The organism is Pararhodospirillum photometricum DSM 122, assembly GCF_000284415.1.
In the GTDB taxonomy this organism is placed as follows: Bacteria; Pseudomonadota; Alphaproteobacteria; order Rhodospirillales; family Rhodospirillaceae; genus Pararhodospirillum; species Pararhodospirillum photometricum.
Genome location: NC_017059.1, coordinates 1,078,208 through 1,092,931, shown reverse-complemented (window position 1 = coordinate 1,092,931; position 14,724 = coordinate 1,078,208). Strand labels below are relative to the sequence as shown.

The window sequence follows — 14,724 nt, the reverse complement described above, 5'->3', positions numbered from 1 at the left end:
GGGGCAAAGCAGCCTTGCCTTAAGGCGCCAGCAGGCTCTCGACCAACGCGAGCCAAAACGCCGCGCCCACCCCCAACACCGCATCGTTGAAGTCGTAATCCGGCTGGTGCAGGTAGCACGGCGCCCGGTCGTTGCCTTGGCCCAGCCAGAGGTAGGCGCCGGGCACGACGTTAAGCAGATCGCCGAAGTCCTCGGCGGTCATGGCGGGTTGCAGGTCGCGGACCACCTTGTCGGCGCCCACCACCAGGGCCGCAGCCTGGGCCGCCCGCTCGGCCTCACTGCGGTGGTTGATGGTCGCGCTGGCCCGGGGTTCGATAACCAACTGGGCCTCGGCGCCAAAGGCAGCGGCGATGTGCGCCACCAGCCGGTCGAGCTTGTCATGCAGCATGCGCCGGGTGGTCGGGTCGAAGCTGCGAATGGTGCCCCACAGCCGGGCCTCGTCGGGGATGACGTTAAAGGCGGTGCCGGCTTCCAGGCGGGTGACGGACACCACGGCCGACTCAAAAGGATTGGTGCTGCGGCTGATCAGGCTCTGGGCGGCGGTCAGGACATGGCCGGCGATCAACACGGGATCCACGGTCTGGTGGGGCATGGCGGCATGCCCGCCGCAGCCGCGAATGCTGATGGTAAAGGCATCGCAAGCCGCCATGACCGGGCCCGGGTGCACGGCAAAGACGCCGGCCGGCAGTTCGGGCCAGTTGTGCAGCCCGTAGACGGCTTCGACGGGAAACAGGCGAAACAAGCCGTCGTCGATCATCTTGCGCGCCCCGCCCCGGCCCTCCTCGGCGGGCTGGAAGATGAAATGCACGGTGCCGGCAAAATCGCGGCTGTGGGCCAAAGCGCAGGCGGCCCCCAAGAGCATGGCGGTATGGCCATCGTGGCCGCAGGCGTGCATGACGCCGGGGTGACGCGAGGCGTGGGGCAGGTCGTTGATTTCCTGGATGGGCAGGGCGTCCATGTCAGCACGCAGGCCGATCGCCCGTTCGCCCAAGTGCCGTCCGTGCAAGGTGCCGACCACCCCGGTGCCGGCCAGCCCCCGGTGGACGCTGAGGCCCTGCTCGGCCAGGGTCTGGGCCACCAGATCGGCGGTCTGGCTTTCGGCATAGCTGAGTTCGGGCAAAGCGTGCAAGGCGCGGCGCCAAGCGGTCATGGGGTCGATAAACGGAGCGACGCGCTCCAGGTAGGAGGGCGGGGGCGCGGTCATCGCAGACTCTCCAAAGCGGTGGCCAGATCGGCATAGAGGTCATCCACGGCTTCCAGGCCGGTCGAAAGGCGCAACAGGTCGCCCGGAACCGGCGACGTCGGGCCTTCAATGCTGGCGCGGTGCTCGATCAGGCTCTCCACCCCACCCAGCGACGTGGCGCGCCGCCACACCTGAACCCGGGCCGCCACAGCGAGAGCGGCCTCGGTTCCCCCCTTGACTCGCAGCGACAGCATCCCGCCAAAGCCCCCGCTCATCTGGCGGCAGGCGAGGAGATGCCCGGGCGCGTCCGGCAGGCCGGGGTAAAGAACGGCGGCCACCTGGGGATGGCCGGCCAGCCGCTCGGCCAGGGTCAGGGCACTGGCGCTTTGCCCCCGCACGCGGGCAAACAAGGTGCGCATCCCGCGCAGCAGCAGCCACGCCTCGAAAGGACCAAGGATGCCGCCGATCTGCCGCTGGACCCCCTTGATCCGGGCCCAGAAGGCGTCGTCACGGGCGGTGGTGAGGGTGCCGGCGATCACGTCGCCATGGCCGTTGAGATACTTGGAGGCCGAGTGCATCACCAGATCCGCGCCCAAGGCCAGGGGCCGGGTGTGCACCGGGGTGGCCACGGTGGAATCAACCACCAGAAGCGCCCCGGCGGCATGGGCAATCTCGGCGCTGGCGGCGATATCGGTGATGCCCCACAAGGGATTGGCCGGCGTCTCGATCCACACCAGCCGCGTCTTGCCCGGACGCAGGGCGGCCCTCAGGGCGTCGGGATCCTCGACATCCACGACCGTCACCGCCAGCCCCCAGCGCGTGCCATGATCCAGCAGCCACGCGCGCAAGCCCCAGTACATCACCCGAGGCACGATCACGTGATCGCCCGGGGCCAAGGCCTGAAACACGGCGGTGGCCGCCGCCATGCCCGAGGCAAACAACACGCTGTCGTGCCCCCCTTCCAAGGCGGTGAGAAGGGCGGCGGGCGTTGCGGCTGTGGGATTATCAGGACGAGCGTAGACGTGGCCCCGAGCGTAGCCGGTGTCCGCATCGCGCATATAGGTGGTCGACGTATGCAGCGGGGGGACCAGACCGCCCGTCAGCGGTTCCTCGAACCCCAGGGCGCCGGCGGCCAGGGTTTCCGGGGACAGGGACAGCGGCGGCGTGGCGGCCATGACAACGTACTCCCAGCGACGATGATTTTCTCAAACGCTCAGCAAAAAGCCCGGTGAATAAAGGGAAGGCTGGGGAGGCGGGCCTCCCCAGACCCCTCGTTCGATTTTAGCCCTGCGGACGACGCGAACCCAGGGATGGAGGGGTCTGGGGCCCAGCCTTCCCTTTTCCCCTTGCTCTTCCAGGCTTTCAAGAAGACACAGGATATCATCCCACGACCGACGCAATTTCTCCAGTGATCGCCGCCGGACCATGACCGACCCTCTCACCCCGCCCCGCCCCGAAAAGGCCTCGTTCGAGTATCGGCTGCAACGCACGCCGGTCGGCGTGGTCATCCTCGACGACGCCGGGCGCATCCGTTCGGTCAACCCGGTGGCCCTGCGGCTGCTGGGCCAGGACGAGGCGCGCCCCTGGCAAGGCGTGGACCTGCTCGACCTCCACCCCCCAAGCGCCCGCGCTAAGGTGCGCTGGCTGATCGACTGCGCCCGCGATACCCCCGAGGGCGAAGCGGCCCTGGTCGTCACCACCCCCATGGGCAGCTTGGTCGCCAAGGTCACCCGACTGGTCGGCGAGGCCGGGCTGTGCATGATGTTTCACACCTTGGGCGACGGCCAAATGGGGGAATCGACCGAGGCCGGGGCGCCCTTGCTCAAGCTCCCCGTGGTCCGCGGTCAGGGCGGCGTTACCACCTTGGTCGATGTCGAAGACGTGGTGTGCCTGAGCGCCCAGGGTCACTATGCCGAGGCCCGCACCCTGCGCTTTCGCGCCTTTTGCCCGCGCTCCCTGGCCGACCTAGAACGGCGCCTGGACCCCCGGCGCTTTGTGCGTGTTCATCGCGGCCACTTGGTCAATTTGCGCCATGTTCTGGCGGCCGAGCGCCTGGACGGCCGCTTGTGCCTGCGCCTTGCGGATGACGGCGAGTTGATCCCGGTCAGTCGCGATAAGGTGGGGTTGGTTCGGCGGTTGCTGGCGGTGTGAGGTCGGGGGGATGTCAAGGATAGARGGCTGGGGAGGCTCGCCTCCCCAGGCCCCTCCTTCCCTTTAGAAACACTCTTCCTCAAGTTTCTTGAGCGCCGCCAGGGCCGTATCGTCGTCGTGGTCCTCGAACAGCTCGACCATGTAATAGACATGGGAGTGCAAGAGCAGGAGCTTGTCGGCGACGGGGGTTTCGCTGCTTTCGGCGTCGGCGAGGCGCTTCTTGAAGCGTTCCCAAAACAGGTTGCTGTTCGCAGGATCGTCGATATAAGGCCGCAGGTGGTCCAGGACGGCCTTCATGTTGCCGTCAAAGTCGATGCCCCGAAAACTGATGTAGCGCTCGGGCACGGCGGGATCGTTGTCCTCGGCTGGACGCACGGGAGTGGACAGCATGGGGCGTTCCTTCATGCAAAGAGGCAAGGTCGGCTTTGGGGGGTGGCTTGACGGTGCCATCGGCGCTTCGTGAGAACAATGGTCGAATCGCGAAACGACGCCCCCTTGCATGAAAGGTCAGGTTTCTGCACGAACGGCAGTTCACGCTCCGCTACCCTCCTCCAGAAAAGCGGCAATCGCCTCGACTTGCTCGGGAGCCATCAAAGCGGGAGCATGGCCGGCGTCGGGAACCTCCAGCACCGTGCAGCCCGGGCCGGTGGCTTGCATGCGCGCCAGCGTGTCGGCCGAGAGCAGGTCGGAATGAGCGCCCCGAATCACCAGAACGGGGCAGCGAAGGGCCTCCCACAGCGGCCACAGCACGATATCCTCGCCGTCCAGGTCGGCCATAACCTCCTGAATCGCCGGATCAAAGGCGGGCACCCACCCGCCGTCCTCACGCCGCCGCGCCCCATGCTGGGCGAGATGGGCCCATTGAGCATCGGTGAGAGGACCAAACGGCGCGTGGACCCGGCGGAGATGGGCCTCCAAGGCGTCGAGCGAGGCAAAGGCCGGGGTTTCGCGCAGGTACTCCTTGATCCGCAGCAAGGCCGCCCCCTCGACCACAGCGCCCACGTCGTTAAGCACCAGCCGGCGCAGGGGAGAGCCCGGCAAGACAGCGAGGATCATGCCGATCAGCCCCCCCATGGAGGTGCCCACCCAATCCACCTGGGCGGCACCGGTCCGAGCGATCAGGGGAACGAGATCGGCGGCGTAGGCCGGGTTGGTGTAGCCCAGAGGATCGCCGAGGTCATCGGACAGGCCGCGCCCCAGCATGTCGGGACAATACACGCTACGCCCCCGGGCGAGGCGCCGGGCCAAAACGTCGAAATCCCGGCCATTGCGGGTCAGGCCGTGGACACACACCACGGGGGGATGGGCCTGCGGCTGGTCGTCTTGCCAGCGGACATAGGCCAGACGACGAAAGCCTTCGGTGCGCAGGACAGGCACGTCTCCGGCGACGGGAGCGATCATGGGGGGATGACCCTTCTTCTGGCCCTATTCAGGCGGCAGGGGCTGGGGAACGGCGGAGGGCAACGCAGGGACAAGGGCTCGGTCGAGACGGGCGCGGGCCAAAGCCCCCMAGGCCAGAAGGTCCTCGGGGGTAAAGACGTAAAGACGCCCGCCTTGCTTCACATAGGTTTCCAGCCGGACGTCCGGCGCCTCCATGGCTTGCTCGATGGCCACGCGGGCATACTCCTGCGCGGCGGCAGCGGCCTGACGCAGCGCGACTTGATCGCCAGGACTCAGGCGCTGCCACGCCCGCTCGCCCATGACCAGCGGCTGGAAGTCGAACCAAACCGCCCCGGGCCCGGCCACGCTGGCACACAGCCCCTTCCCCTCGGCGGTCAGCAGGTCAAGATCCGGCTGGGCAACAACCTGGGCCTTCGCCTCGTCGGCGCCGCGCTTGGCGCCTTGGGCAGCGGCGATCTCGCCCACCGCCCGGCCGCCATCGGCCAGCGTGACCCCGGCGAAGTCGGCGGGGGCATGCCGACACACCCCGTCGCGCGAGACGAAGGCCCCGGGGACCCAGACATCAGCCAGCACGCGCACACCGCGCTCCAAGAGGACGCGCCGGACCGCTTGCATCAAGGGCGCGTCGTGCAGCGCTTTTGCCTCGGCCGAGGTTGTCACCAGCCCGGGCAGGCTCAAGTCGGCGAACACCGGGTCAACACTGGCCAGGGGCGCAAGGGGTAAGATGGCCAACTCCAGGGTCCCGGAGGTCAGGCCCAGCCACAGCTCGGATGCCGCGAACAGCCGGCCGCGGGGATAGATCTTGAGATCCAGATCAGGGGCCCGCCGCCGAAGCTCGCGGCCCATGACCTCCAGCAGGCGATGGCGGACCTCGCGCAAGGAGTCGCCATAGGGGTGGGCGGCCTTCAAGGTGGTGGCCTGGGCCGGCGACGCCAGTGTCCCCAGAGCCAGACCCACAGCCAGCAGGCCAGCGGCAATCGACAAGCGGCGCATTCTCTTCCTTTGCGCAAGACGAACCCGGGGCATGGTAGCGTGCCCGCTCCAACACCGCGCCCCTTTTTTCGTGGTCTTGGCGTTGTGTCGCGCACTCGGGACGGGTATGGTCCTGGGGCGAGTTTCCGTAATCGGAAAGCGCCCGGCCCGCCGGCTAAAAAAACACAAGGAAGTCAGGGAGTTTACACGTCCATGCCCAGCCTTGATCCGATTCTTGATCCCCATGCCCTGGCCCGCGCCCTCTCGGGGGTGCACCTGATCGACGGGGCACTGGTGGCCCCGGTGGAGGGCCGCTGCTTTGATGTGATCAACCCGGCCACGGGCGCGGTGATCGCCCAGGCCGCCGAGGGCACGGCCGCCGATGTTGACCTAGCGGTCAAGGCGGCCAAGCGGGCGCAAACGGCGTGGGCGCGGCGCCCGGCCCGCGAACGCGGCAAGCTGCTGGCCGAGTGCGGCCGGCGCCTTTTGCTGCATGTGGAGGAGTTGGGGCGGCTGGTCGCCCTGGAAACGGGCAAGGCCCTGCGGACCGAAAGCCGGGTGGAAGCCTCGGTGCTGGCCGACATGTTCACCTTCTTTGGCGGCTTGGCCTCGGAACTGAAGGGTGAAAGCGTGCCCTTCAACCCCGATATGCTGACCGTGACCCTGCGCGAGCCGCTGGGCGTGGTGGGGGCCATCATCCCTTGGAATGTCCCTTTGCTGCTGATGGCCATGAAGATCGCCCCGGCCCTGGTGGCCGGCAACACGGTGGTGGTGAAGTCGGCCGAGGAAGCGCCGCTCACCGTGCTGCGGGTCTGCCAGATCCTCAACGCCTTGCTGCCGCCTGGGGTGTTCAACATCGTTTCGGGCGACGGTCCCGGCGCCGGAGCGCCCTTGGTTTCCCACCCCGACGTGCGCAAGGTGACGTTCACCGGCTCGGTGGAAACCGGACGCATCGTTTACAAGACGGCGGCGGAAAAGCTGATCCCGGTCACGCTGGAACTGGGCGGCAAGAGCCCGATGATCGTGCTGGCCGACGCCGATCTGGAACGCGCGGTGGACGGCGCCGTGGCTGGCATGCGCTTCACCCGCCAAGGCCAGAGCTGCACGGCATCAAGCCGCATTTATGTCCATGCCGACCTGTTCGATGCCTTCTTCGAACGGCTGCGCGCGCGGGTGGATGCCCTGGCGATGGGGGACCCCCTGGATGAACGCACCGACATCGGCACCGTGATCTCGCCCGAGCAGTTCGCCCGCATCCAGGACTATATCGCCAAAGGTCGGGCCAGCGGCGCCACCACCACCGAATGCTCGGGCCTGCCCACCGATCCAGCCCTGGCCAAGGGCTTGTTCCTGCGCCCGGTGATTTTCACCGACATCGCGCCCGACGCGCCMCCGGCCCGCGAAGAGGTCTTCGGCCCGGTGGTCTGCCTGTTCAAATGGACTGACTTCGATGCGGTCATCGAGGCGGCCAACGACAGCCCCTTCGGCCTTGCCGCCACGGTGTGGACCAACAACTTGCAAAAGGCCCTGGAGGCGACCCGGCGCCTGGAGGCTGGCTTCGTGCAGGTCAACCAGAACCTCGTCGTCCAGCCGAACTTGTCCTATGGCGGCGTCAAGACGTCGGGGTTGGGCAAGGAAGCCACCTTGGAATCGATGCTGGAACACTTCACCCACAAGAAGACCGTGATCCTCAATATGCTCTGAGAAGCAAGCCAGAAAAAGAAGGCTGGGGAGGTGCTGCCTCCCCAGACCCCTCGGGCCTGCGAAAAAGACATTACGGCGCGGGGCGAATGTCCTGATAGGCGCCCTGGAAGTAAACCAAGGGGCGATGTTCGGCACTCCATGTGGCCTTTTCGACGAGCGCCACGATGATCAGGTGATCTCCCCCTTCCACCACCTGGTGAACGGTACACTCCAAACGCGCCAACGCTCCCTTGGGCGCCAGAATTCCGGTGTCCGTCTCCTCAAGATCCCCCTGAGCAAAGCGGTCGATTCCCTTGGTGGCAAAGCGTGAAGACACGTCACGCTGCTCAGAGGAGAGAATGGACACGCACAAGGGGCCGCTGGTGAAGGCATCAATCTGGGTATTGCTCCGGCCAAGACAAAACAACACCAGCGGAGGATCGAGGGACAGGGAAGAAAAAGCACTCACGGTCACGCCGGCCGGCATCCCTTCCTTCGTTCGGGCCGTGACTACGGTCACACCCGAGGCAAAGCACCCTAAGGTCTTGCGAAACACCGAAGAATCAACGCTCATGAGGGGAGACTCCCGAAAAGGGGACGGGGCTTTCGTTGCAGGATGCAAAGGGCCCGTTGGAGATGTTGGTCGCGATCGTTACGGGTCAAGCTCTTTTTGTGCTGGAGAATGTGGGCAGAGCGCTGTACTTAAGATGACAGAGTGACCATGTCTGGTCGTGGTATCCATCGGGTCGGTCTGCACGGTGCAACAATGCTCATCATCATAGGCACCATCATTGTTCTCGGCAGCGTGATGGGCGGGTATCTGCTCGGCGGCGGCCACATGGGCGTGCTCTGGCAGCCCTTCGAATTCATGATCATTCTCGGCGCGGCAGCCGGATCGTTCGTTATCGGCAATACCAAGACGGTCCTCTCCGGGACAGCCAAGGCCTTGGGCCCCATGCTCAAGGGGCCCCGGCACAACAAGACCAGTTATCTGGAACTTCTCTCGCTTTTATACACCCTGTTTCGCCTCGCGAAAACCAAAGGTGACTTGGCGCTCGAAAGCCACGTGGAAAAGCCCGAGGAGAGCCCGATCTTCCAAAAGTTCCCCAACGTTTCCCATGACCACCACAACGTCGAGTTCCTCTGCGACTATCTGCGCCTTCTGACCCTGGGCACCAACAACGCCCATGAAATGGAGTCGATCATTGACGCGGAAATCGACAGCCATCATGCGGAAAACCACGCCATCTCCAAGGCCGTGAACGACATGGCCGACGCCATGCCCGCCCTGGGTATCGTCGCGGCGGTGCTGGGCGTGATCCACACCATGGGCTCGATCACCGAGCCGCCGGAAGTGCTGGGTCACCTGATCGGCGCCGCCCTCGTCGGCACCTTCTGCGGTGTGCTGTTCTCCTATGGCTTCTTCGCACCCTTTTCCCGGGCCATCGAGGCGGTCCACAACAGCGACACCGTGTACCTCCAGTGCATGAAGTCGGCCATTTTGGCCCACATGCAGGGTTATGCCCCTCAGGTGTCCATCGAATTCGCCCGCAAGACTTTGCCCCCCTCGGTCAAGCCCTCCTTCGCCGAGGTTGAAGATACGGTCACGAATCTGACCGACTAAGGCAAGGGTCCCCCGATCAATCCAGGAGCCGAGCCCCGTGGCCGAACAGCCGATCATCATCAAGCGGGTCAAAAAAGGCGGTCATGCCGCGCATGGCGGCGCCTGGAAAGTGGCCTACGCCGACTTCGTGACGGCCATGATGGCCTTCTTCCTGCTACTCTGGCTGCTCAATTCAGTCACTGAGGAGCAGTTGGTCGGTATCTCAAACTACTTTGCGCCCACCGCCGTCTCCCAAAACCCCAGCGGCGCCGGCGGCCTGCTCGGCGGACAGGTCCTGGGGGAAGGCGCCATGCAATCCAAGTCCAGTTCTCCCACCGTCCAGCTTATCTTGCCCCCGCCCACGATTGGCGCGGGCGGCAGCGACTTTAGCGACGCCAACGAGGGCCAGGAAAAAACCGAAACCGACGCCGACACCCCGCGCCGCGGCGAACCCGACGCCGATGCCGGCGAAGGCGCTGGCGCCGATGGCGGCATGGGCGCGGACGGGACCCAACCCGGCACCGGCACCGGCAAGCCCCAGGGCGGCCAGGGCCAGAAAGGGCAGCAAGGACAGCAAGGCGACCAAGGCAAGGAGCAGCGCGGCCGCCAAGCGATGCCGCCGCCGAAAAGCGCCAGGATCAGGAATTCCAAAAGGCCGCCGCCGACCTCAAACAAGCCATCCAGGCTGTGCCCGCCTTGAAGGCCCTGGCTGATAGCCTGTTGGTGGACAATACCCCCGAAGGCCTGCGCATTCAGATTGTCGATCAAGACGGCGTGTCCATGTTCCCGAGCGGCTCCAGCCGCCTGTTGCCCCATACCCGCGAGTTGATGGGCTTGGTGTCCAAGTCCATTGCTGACCTCCCCAATCAGGTGGCCATCGCCGGGCACACCGATGCCACCCCCTATGCTGATCCCTCCGGCTATGGTAACTGGGAACTCTCAGCCGACCGAGCCTTGGCCAGCCGCCGCGCCTTGCTGGCAACTGGCTTGGGAGAAAGCAGAATCAACCGAGTCGAAGGCAAGGCGGACACCGAACCGCTGCTGCCGGAAGACAAGGCCAATGCCCGGAACCGTCGCATCACCATCACATTGTTGCGCGACCGGGAGCTGTACAAGGACAACGGCCCGGGGGCTGCCCCCTCAGGAGCCGGCGCGCCGAGCGGAGCGCCGCAGACCCGCCCGCCTAGCATTCTGACCGTGCCGAAGTCGAATCAGCTTTAGGCGTGTCGCTCCGAGGGGGAAACCCGGGCGCGGGGGAGGAGACGGGCCCTCCCCGAATCGTTCCCGATTTTGGCAAAACGGGAACAGAACACCCCCGTCTCCAGGCGAGGGGGACGCCGGTTTGGGAAAAGGCACAAAAGACCATGGACCAGGGACCCATCCATCGTCCCCATTTTTTCTTTACGACGGCGCCCATGCCGTGCCCCTATCTCCCGGGCCGGATGGAGCGCAAGGTTGTCACCGACCTGACCGGATCGGAGGCCGAACCGCTGCACGAATCCTTGTCGCGGGCGGGCTTCCGGCGCAGCCACACCATCGCCTACGCCCCGGTCTGTGCGGGCTGTGAGGCCTGTGTTCCTGTGCGCATCCGTTCGCATGACTTCGTACAGCGGCGAACTTTGCGCAAGGTTTGGGCGGCCAACGCCGACCTGAGCGGGCGTCTCATCCCGGCCCGGGCCAACGTCGAGCAGTTCCACCTGTTCTCCCAGTACCAGCACGCGCGCCACGGCGACAGCGACATGGCCCTGATGGGCTTTTTTGATTACCGCTCGATGATCGAGGATAGCCCGATCCGCACGGCCCTCGCCGAGTTCCGCGATCCGGCGGGGGTCCTCAAGGCGGCCTGTCTCATCGACCATCTCTCGGATGGGCTGTCGGCGGTTTATTCGTTTTTCGATACCACCTTGCCGCCTCAGCGCTCCTTGGGGACGTGGATTGTCCTTTGGCTGATCGAGGAAACCCTGCGCCAGGGCCTGGATTATGTGTATCTGGGCTACTGGATCGCCAACAGTCCGAAGATGGCCTACAAGGAACGCTTTCAACCCCTGGAAGCGTTCAGCCGACAGGGCTGGGTGCCGTTCGAGGACCTGGAGACCGCTGGGTGATGGAAGGCAAGGCTGGGGAGGCGGGGCCTCCCCAGACCCCTCGATTCCTGAGGCCTCCTTTACGGGAAGAGCCCGTATGAGCGTGGGGTCTGGGGAGGCCCCGCCTCCCCAGCCTTGCTTTTTTTCTAACGGTCGCGGGATTGCCTCTTGGGGCCAGCCCCCCCATACTCGCCAGCCGCGCTGGGCCTTCCCTTGAAGGGAAGCGACGCGCGAAAAAGCGAAAGGGAGACATCCGCCCATGAAACGCCGCGACTTTCTGAGTGGCGCAGCGGCGGCCGGCGCCGTCGCCGCCGCCAGCAGCTTCCCCCGGCCGGCCCTGGCCCAGGGGACCCGGGAACTGAAAATGGTCACCGCGTGGCCCAAGAACTTCCCTGGTCTGGGCACCGCCGCCGAACGACTGGGCCAGCGCATCGCGCGCATGACCGGAGGCCGGTTCACGGTCAAGGTCTTCGCGGCGGGCGAACTGGTCCCAGCCTTCGAGGCCTTCGACGCCGTGTCCAGCGGCACCGCCGAGATGTACCACGGCTCGGAATACTATTGGCAAGGCAAATCGAAAGCCTTCAACTTTTTCTCGAACGTGCCTTTTGGCCTGACCGGTCCCGAGATCAACGCATGGCTGTACCATGGCGGTGGACAGGCTCTGTGGGACGAACTGGCGGCGGGCTTTAAGGTCAAGGGCTTTGCCGCCAGCAACACCGGCGTTCAGATGGGCGGCTGGTACAATCGAGAAATCAACACGCTGGAAGACTTCAAGGGCCTGAAGATCCGCATGCCCGGTCTGGGCGGCGAGGTGATGCGGCGTCTGGGCGCGGCGGTGGTCAACCTGCCGGGCGGCGAGATCTTCCCGGCCCTGCAATCCGGGGCCATCGACGCCACCGAGTGGGTCGGCCCATGGAACGACTTGGCCTTCGGGTTCTACAAAGTGGCCAAGTACTACTACTCGCCGGGCTTCCACGAACCGGGCGCCACGATCTCGGCCGGTTTCAACCTCGATTTCTGGAACTCGTTGTCGGCCGAAGACAAGGCCATCATGGAAGCGGCTTGTGGCGCGGAAAACGACTACGGCTTGGCCGAGTTCAACGCCCGCAACGCCGACGCCCTGCGCACCTTGGTCAATGATCACAAGGTCCAGCACCGCCTGTTCCCCGACGAGGCGATCCGCCAGATTGGCAAGCTGTCGGGCGATGTGGTGCGCGAGGTCGCAGCCGCTGATCCCATGACCACCAAGGTGTACGAGAGCTTCCTGGCGTTCCGCAAGAAGATGGTGGAGTGGGGCCGGTTGGCTGATCAGGCTTACTTTAACGCTCGGGCCTTGCCGTTCGAGTACTAAAAGGCCAGAGGAAAGGAAGGCTGGGGAGGCAAGCCTCCCCAGACCCCTCCGTTCCTGAAAGGCGCTCTTTTTTCCTGTTTTTTTCTTCTCTTGTCACACCGGGAGGCTTCGGTGGGTGCTTTATATCGCCTCTCCTGTGCCCTTGACGCCCTCAATTTGGCCGTCGGGCGCCTTGTCACCGGACTGGCGCTAGTGATGGTGCTGGTCCAGTTCCTTGTCGTGGTCTTGCGCTATGTGTACGGTCTGGGCTTCATTTGGCTCCAGGAATCGGTTTTGTACATGCACGCCGTGATTTTCATGGTCGGGGCGGGCTATACCTTGCTGATGGACGGCCACGTGCGCGTCGATATCTTTTACCGCGAGGCCAGTCGGCGGCGCAAAGCGCTGATTGACCTTCTGGGCACGGTCTTCTTCCTCTTCCCGTTTTGTATTTTGGTCCTCTATGTCTCGTGGCCTTATGTGGCCAATGCGTGGGCGGTCCACGAGGGATCCAAGGAGACCAGCGGCATCCCGGGGATTTATTTGCTGAAAACCAGCATCTTGATTTTTGCCGGCTTGTTGATCGTGCAAGGTGTCTCGAAAGGAGCGCGTGCGCTGCTGACTCTCCTGGGCCTTGATACCGCCTTCGGCCCCCGGCGGGAGCACCACGCATGAGCCTTTTTGCCAAGGAACTGTACGCCCTCGCGATGTTTGCCGCGACCTGTGGCTTCCTCATCGCCGGGTTCCCGGTGGCCTTCACTCTGGCCGGTGTGGCCTTGCTGTTTGGCTTGGCGGGCGCGGGTATCGGCGCCTTTGACACGGCCTTCCTCATGGCCATGCCCCAGCGCATTTTCGGCACCATGACCAACGACGTGCTCATTGCCGCACCGTTGTTCGTGTTCATGGGCGTGATGCTCGAACGCTCCAAGGTGGCCGAGGACCTGTTAGAGAGCATGGGCCGCCTGTTCGGGTCGCTGCGCGGCGGGTTGGGCCTCTCGGTGTGCGTGGTCGGCGCCTTGCTGGCGGCATCCACGGGCATCGTGGGCGCCACCGTGGTGACCATGGGCTTGCTGTCCCTGCCCACCATGCTGCGCCGCGGCTATGACCCGGCCCTGACCTGCGGCACCATCTGCGCCGCTGGCACCTTGGGCCAGATCATCCCGCCCTCCATCGTTTTGGTGCTGCTGGGCGACCAGATTTCCAACGCCTATGGCGACGCCCAGCGCGCGCTGGGCAACTGGTCCCCCGATCCGGTCAGCGTGGGCGACCTGTTCGCCGGCGCCTTGATCCCCGGCCTCGCGCTGGTCGGGTTGTACATGCTCTATGTGATCGTGATCGCTTGGTTGCGGCCTTCGTGCGCCCCGGCCATGCCGAGCGAGGGCGAGAAGGTGGCGCTGGGCCAAACCCTGCTGCGCCTTGCCAAGGCTCTACTGGCGCCGGTTTTGCTCATTGTCGCCGTGCTGGGCTCCATTCTGGCGGGCGTTGCCACCCCCACCGAAGCGGCGGCCCTGGGCGCGGTCGGCGCCTTGCTGCTGGGCGGCCTGCGCAGCGACGCGAACGCCTCGCCCTTGCCCATTCACGCCGCTGGCCTGGGCTTGGTGCTGGTTTTGGTCATGGTGCAGATGTTCGACCTGCGCATCAACCGCACGGTGATTGGCTTTGCGGATGGCTTGGGCCTTGTCCTGGCGACTCTCGGCCTGCTGGCGGTGGTCTGGGGTCTTGTTGTGTCCTTGCGCCGGTTGTCGGCGTCGGGCGTGCTGTGGGAGGTGTCGCGGTCCACGGCCCAGATTTCGTCGATGGTGTTTGTCATCGTCATTGGCGCGGGCCTGTTCTCCCTGGTCTTCCGGGGACTGGGCGGCGAGGCCATGGTGCATCAGTTCCTGAGCGACCTGCCGGGCGGCGTTGTCGGCGCCATGCTGGTGGTCATGCTGGTGATGTTCATCATGGGCTTCTTCCTCGACTTCATCGAGATCATCTTCGTGGTCGTGCCCATTGTCGGGCCGGTGCTGTTGAAGATGGGCCTCGATCCGGTCTGGCTGGGCGTGATGATGGCCATGAACCTTCAGACCTCCTTCCTGACGCCCCCGTTCGGCTTTGCCCTGTTCTACCTGCGCGGCGTGGCACCGCCCGAGATCAGTACCATGCACATCTATCGCGGCGTGGTGCCGTTCATTTTGATCCAGATTCTCGCCTTGGGCTTGCTGGCCCTCTTCCCTCAGGGCGCCACGTGGTTGCCCAAAGTAGTGTTCGGGTAAACGAAGCCCTGGAAAGGAGGGGTTTGGGGAGGCCACGCCTCCCCAGCCTTTCTTGTTTTACT

The 14,724-nt window shown here is 65.1% G+C and carries 13 protein-coding genes and 1 pseudogene; 8 read left to right on the top strand and 6 right to left on the bottom strand.

The annotated features are described in order from the left end of the window. Positions 1-19: 19 nt before the first annotated feature. Positions 20-1,204: a M20 aminoacylase family protein gene (locus tag RSPPHO_RS04755; RefSeq protein WP_014414133.1), complete on the bottom strand. Its 1,185-nt coding sequence runs from the start codon at positions 1,202-1,204 to the stop codon at positions 20-22. Beyond that, complete coding sequence (locus RSPPHO_RS04750) at positions 1,201-2,358, bottom strand: trans-sulfuration enzyme family protein (RefSeq protein ID WP_014414132.1); 1,158 nt, start codon at positions 2,356-2,358, stop codon at positions 1,201-1,203. The genes RSPPHO_RS04755 and RSPPHO_RS04750 overlap by 4 nt, the downstream gene beginning before the upstream one ends. 250 nt (positions 2,359-2,608) lie before the next feature. On the opposite strand from RSPPHO_RS04750, the gene RSPPHO_RS04745 reads away from it, so the two are divergent. Next, positions 2,609-3,334 carry a PAS domain-containing transcriptional regulator gene (locus RSPPHO_RS04745; RefSeq protein WP_014414131.1) on the top strand — a complete coding sequence of 242 codons (726 nt, stop codon included), beginning with the start codon at positions 2,609-2,611 and terminating at the stop codon, positions 3,332-3,334. A gap of 63 nt (positions 3,335-3,397) precedes the next feature. Here RSPPHO_RS04745 and cowN read toward each other — a convergent pair whose 3' ends face one another. The 3 genes from cowN to RSPPHO_RS04730 form a co-directional block, all read right to left on the bottom strand. Beyond that, positions 3,398-3,724 (bottom strand): N(2)-fixation sustaining protein CowN, encoded by a 327-nt coding sequence (gene cowN, locus RSPPHO_RS04740; protein ID WP_041794272.1) that lies wholly within the window; start codon positions 3,722-3,724, stop codon positions 3,398-3,400. 141 nt (positions 3,725-3,865) lie between these two features. Continuing rightward, a complete protein-coding gene (locus tag RSPPHO_RS04735; protein ID WP_014414129.1) occupies positions 3,866-4,735 on the bottom strand; it encodes an alpha/beta fold hydrolase in 870 nt (289 codons plus the stop codon). Between the two features lie 24 nt (positions 4,736-4,759). Continuing rightward, positions 4,760-5,728: a type 2 periplasmic-binding domain-containing protein gene (locus RSPPHO_RS04730; RefSeq protein ID WP_051013670.1), complete on the bottom strand. Its 969-nt coding sequence runs from the start codon at positions 5,726-5,728 to the stop codon at positions 4,760-4,762. Positions 5,729-5,920: 192 nt separating this feature from the next. Here RSPPHO_RS04730 and RSPPHO_RS04725 point away from each other — a divergent pair, with 192 nt between their 5' ends. After that, positions 5,921-7,411 carry an aldehyde dehydrogenase family protein gene (locus RSPPHO_RS04725; protein WP_041794269.1) on the top strand — a complete coding sequence of 497 codons (1,491 nt, stop codon included), beginning with the start codon at positions 5,921-5,923 and terminating at the stop codon, positions 7,409-7,411. 70 nt (positions 7,412-7,481) lie between these two features. Here the strand turns inward: RSPPHO_RS04725 and RSPPHO_RS04720 are convergent, their stop codons facing one another. Further along, positions 7,482-7,964, bottom strand: coding sequence for a flavin reductase family protein (locus tag RSPPHO_RS04720; protein WP_041794266.1), 483 nt, complete (start codon positions 7,962-7,964; stop codon positions 7,482-7,484). A gap of 192 nt (positions 7,965-8,156) precedes the next feature. Between RSPPHO_RS04720 and motA the strand changes: the two genes are divergently transcribed. From motA to RSPPHO_RS04690, 6 genes and pseudogenes are all read left to right on the top strand, one after another. After that, positions 8,157-9,014 carry a flagellar motor stator protein MotA gene (gene motA, locus RSPPHO_RS04715; RefSeq protein WP_041794263.1) on the top strand — a complete coding sequence of 286 codons (858 nt, stop codon included), beginning with the start codon at positions 8,157-8,159 and terminating at the stop codon, positions 9,012-9,014. A gap of 37 nt (positions 9,015-9,051) precedes the next feature. Further along, positions 9,052-10,214: pseudogene (locus RSPPHO_RS22140) on the top strand (flagellar motor protein MotB). A gap of 143 nt (positions 10,215-10,357) precedes the next feature. After that, a complete protein-coding gene (locus RSPPHO_RS04705; RefSeq protein WP_041794260.1) occupies positions 10,358-11,098 on the top strand; it encodes an arginyltransferase in 741 nt (246 codons plus the stop codon). A gap of 238 nt (positions 11,099-11,336) precedes the next feature. Further along, positions 11,337-12,428, top strand: a complete 1,092-nt coding sequence (locus RSPPHO_RS04700; RefSeq protein ID WP_014414122.1) for a TRAP transporter substrate-binding protein — start codon at positions 11,337-11,339, stop codon at positions 12,426-12,428. A 111-nt stretch (positions 12,429-12,539) separates the two neighbouring features. Further along, positions 12,540-13,082 (top strand): TRAP transporter small permease subunit, encoded by a 543-nt coding sequence (locus tag RSPPHO_RS04695; protein WP_041794257.1) that lies wholly within the window; start codon positions 12,540-12,542, stop codon positions 13,080-13,082. Continuing rightward, positions 13,079-14,662: a TRAP transporter large permease gene (locus RSPPHO_RS04690; protein WP_014414120.1), complete on the top strand. Its 1,584-nt coding sequence runs from the start codon at positions 13,079-13,081 to the stop codon at positions 14,660-14,662. Before RSPPHO_RS04695 ends, RSPPHO_RS04690 begins: the two co-directional genes overlap by 4 nt. The last annotated feature ends 62 nt before the right edge of the window (positions 14,663-14,724 follow it).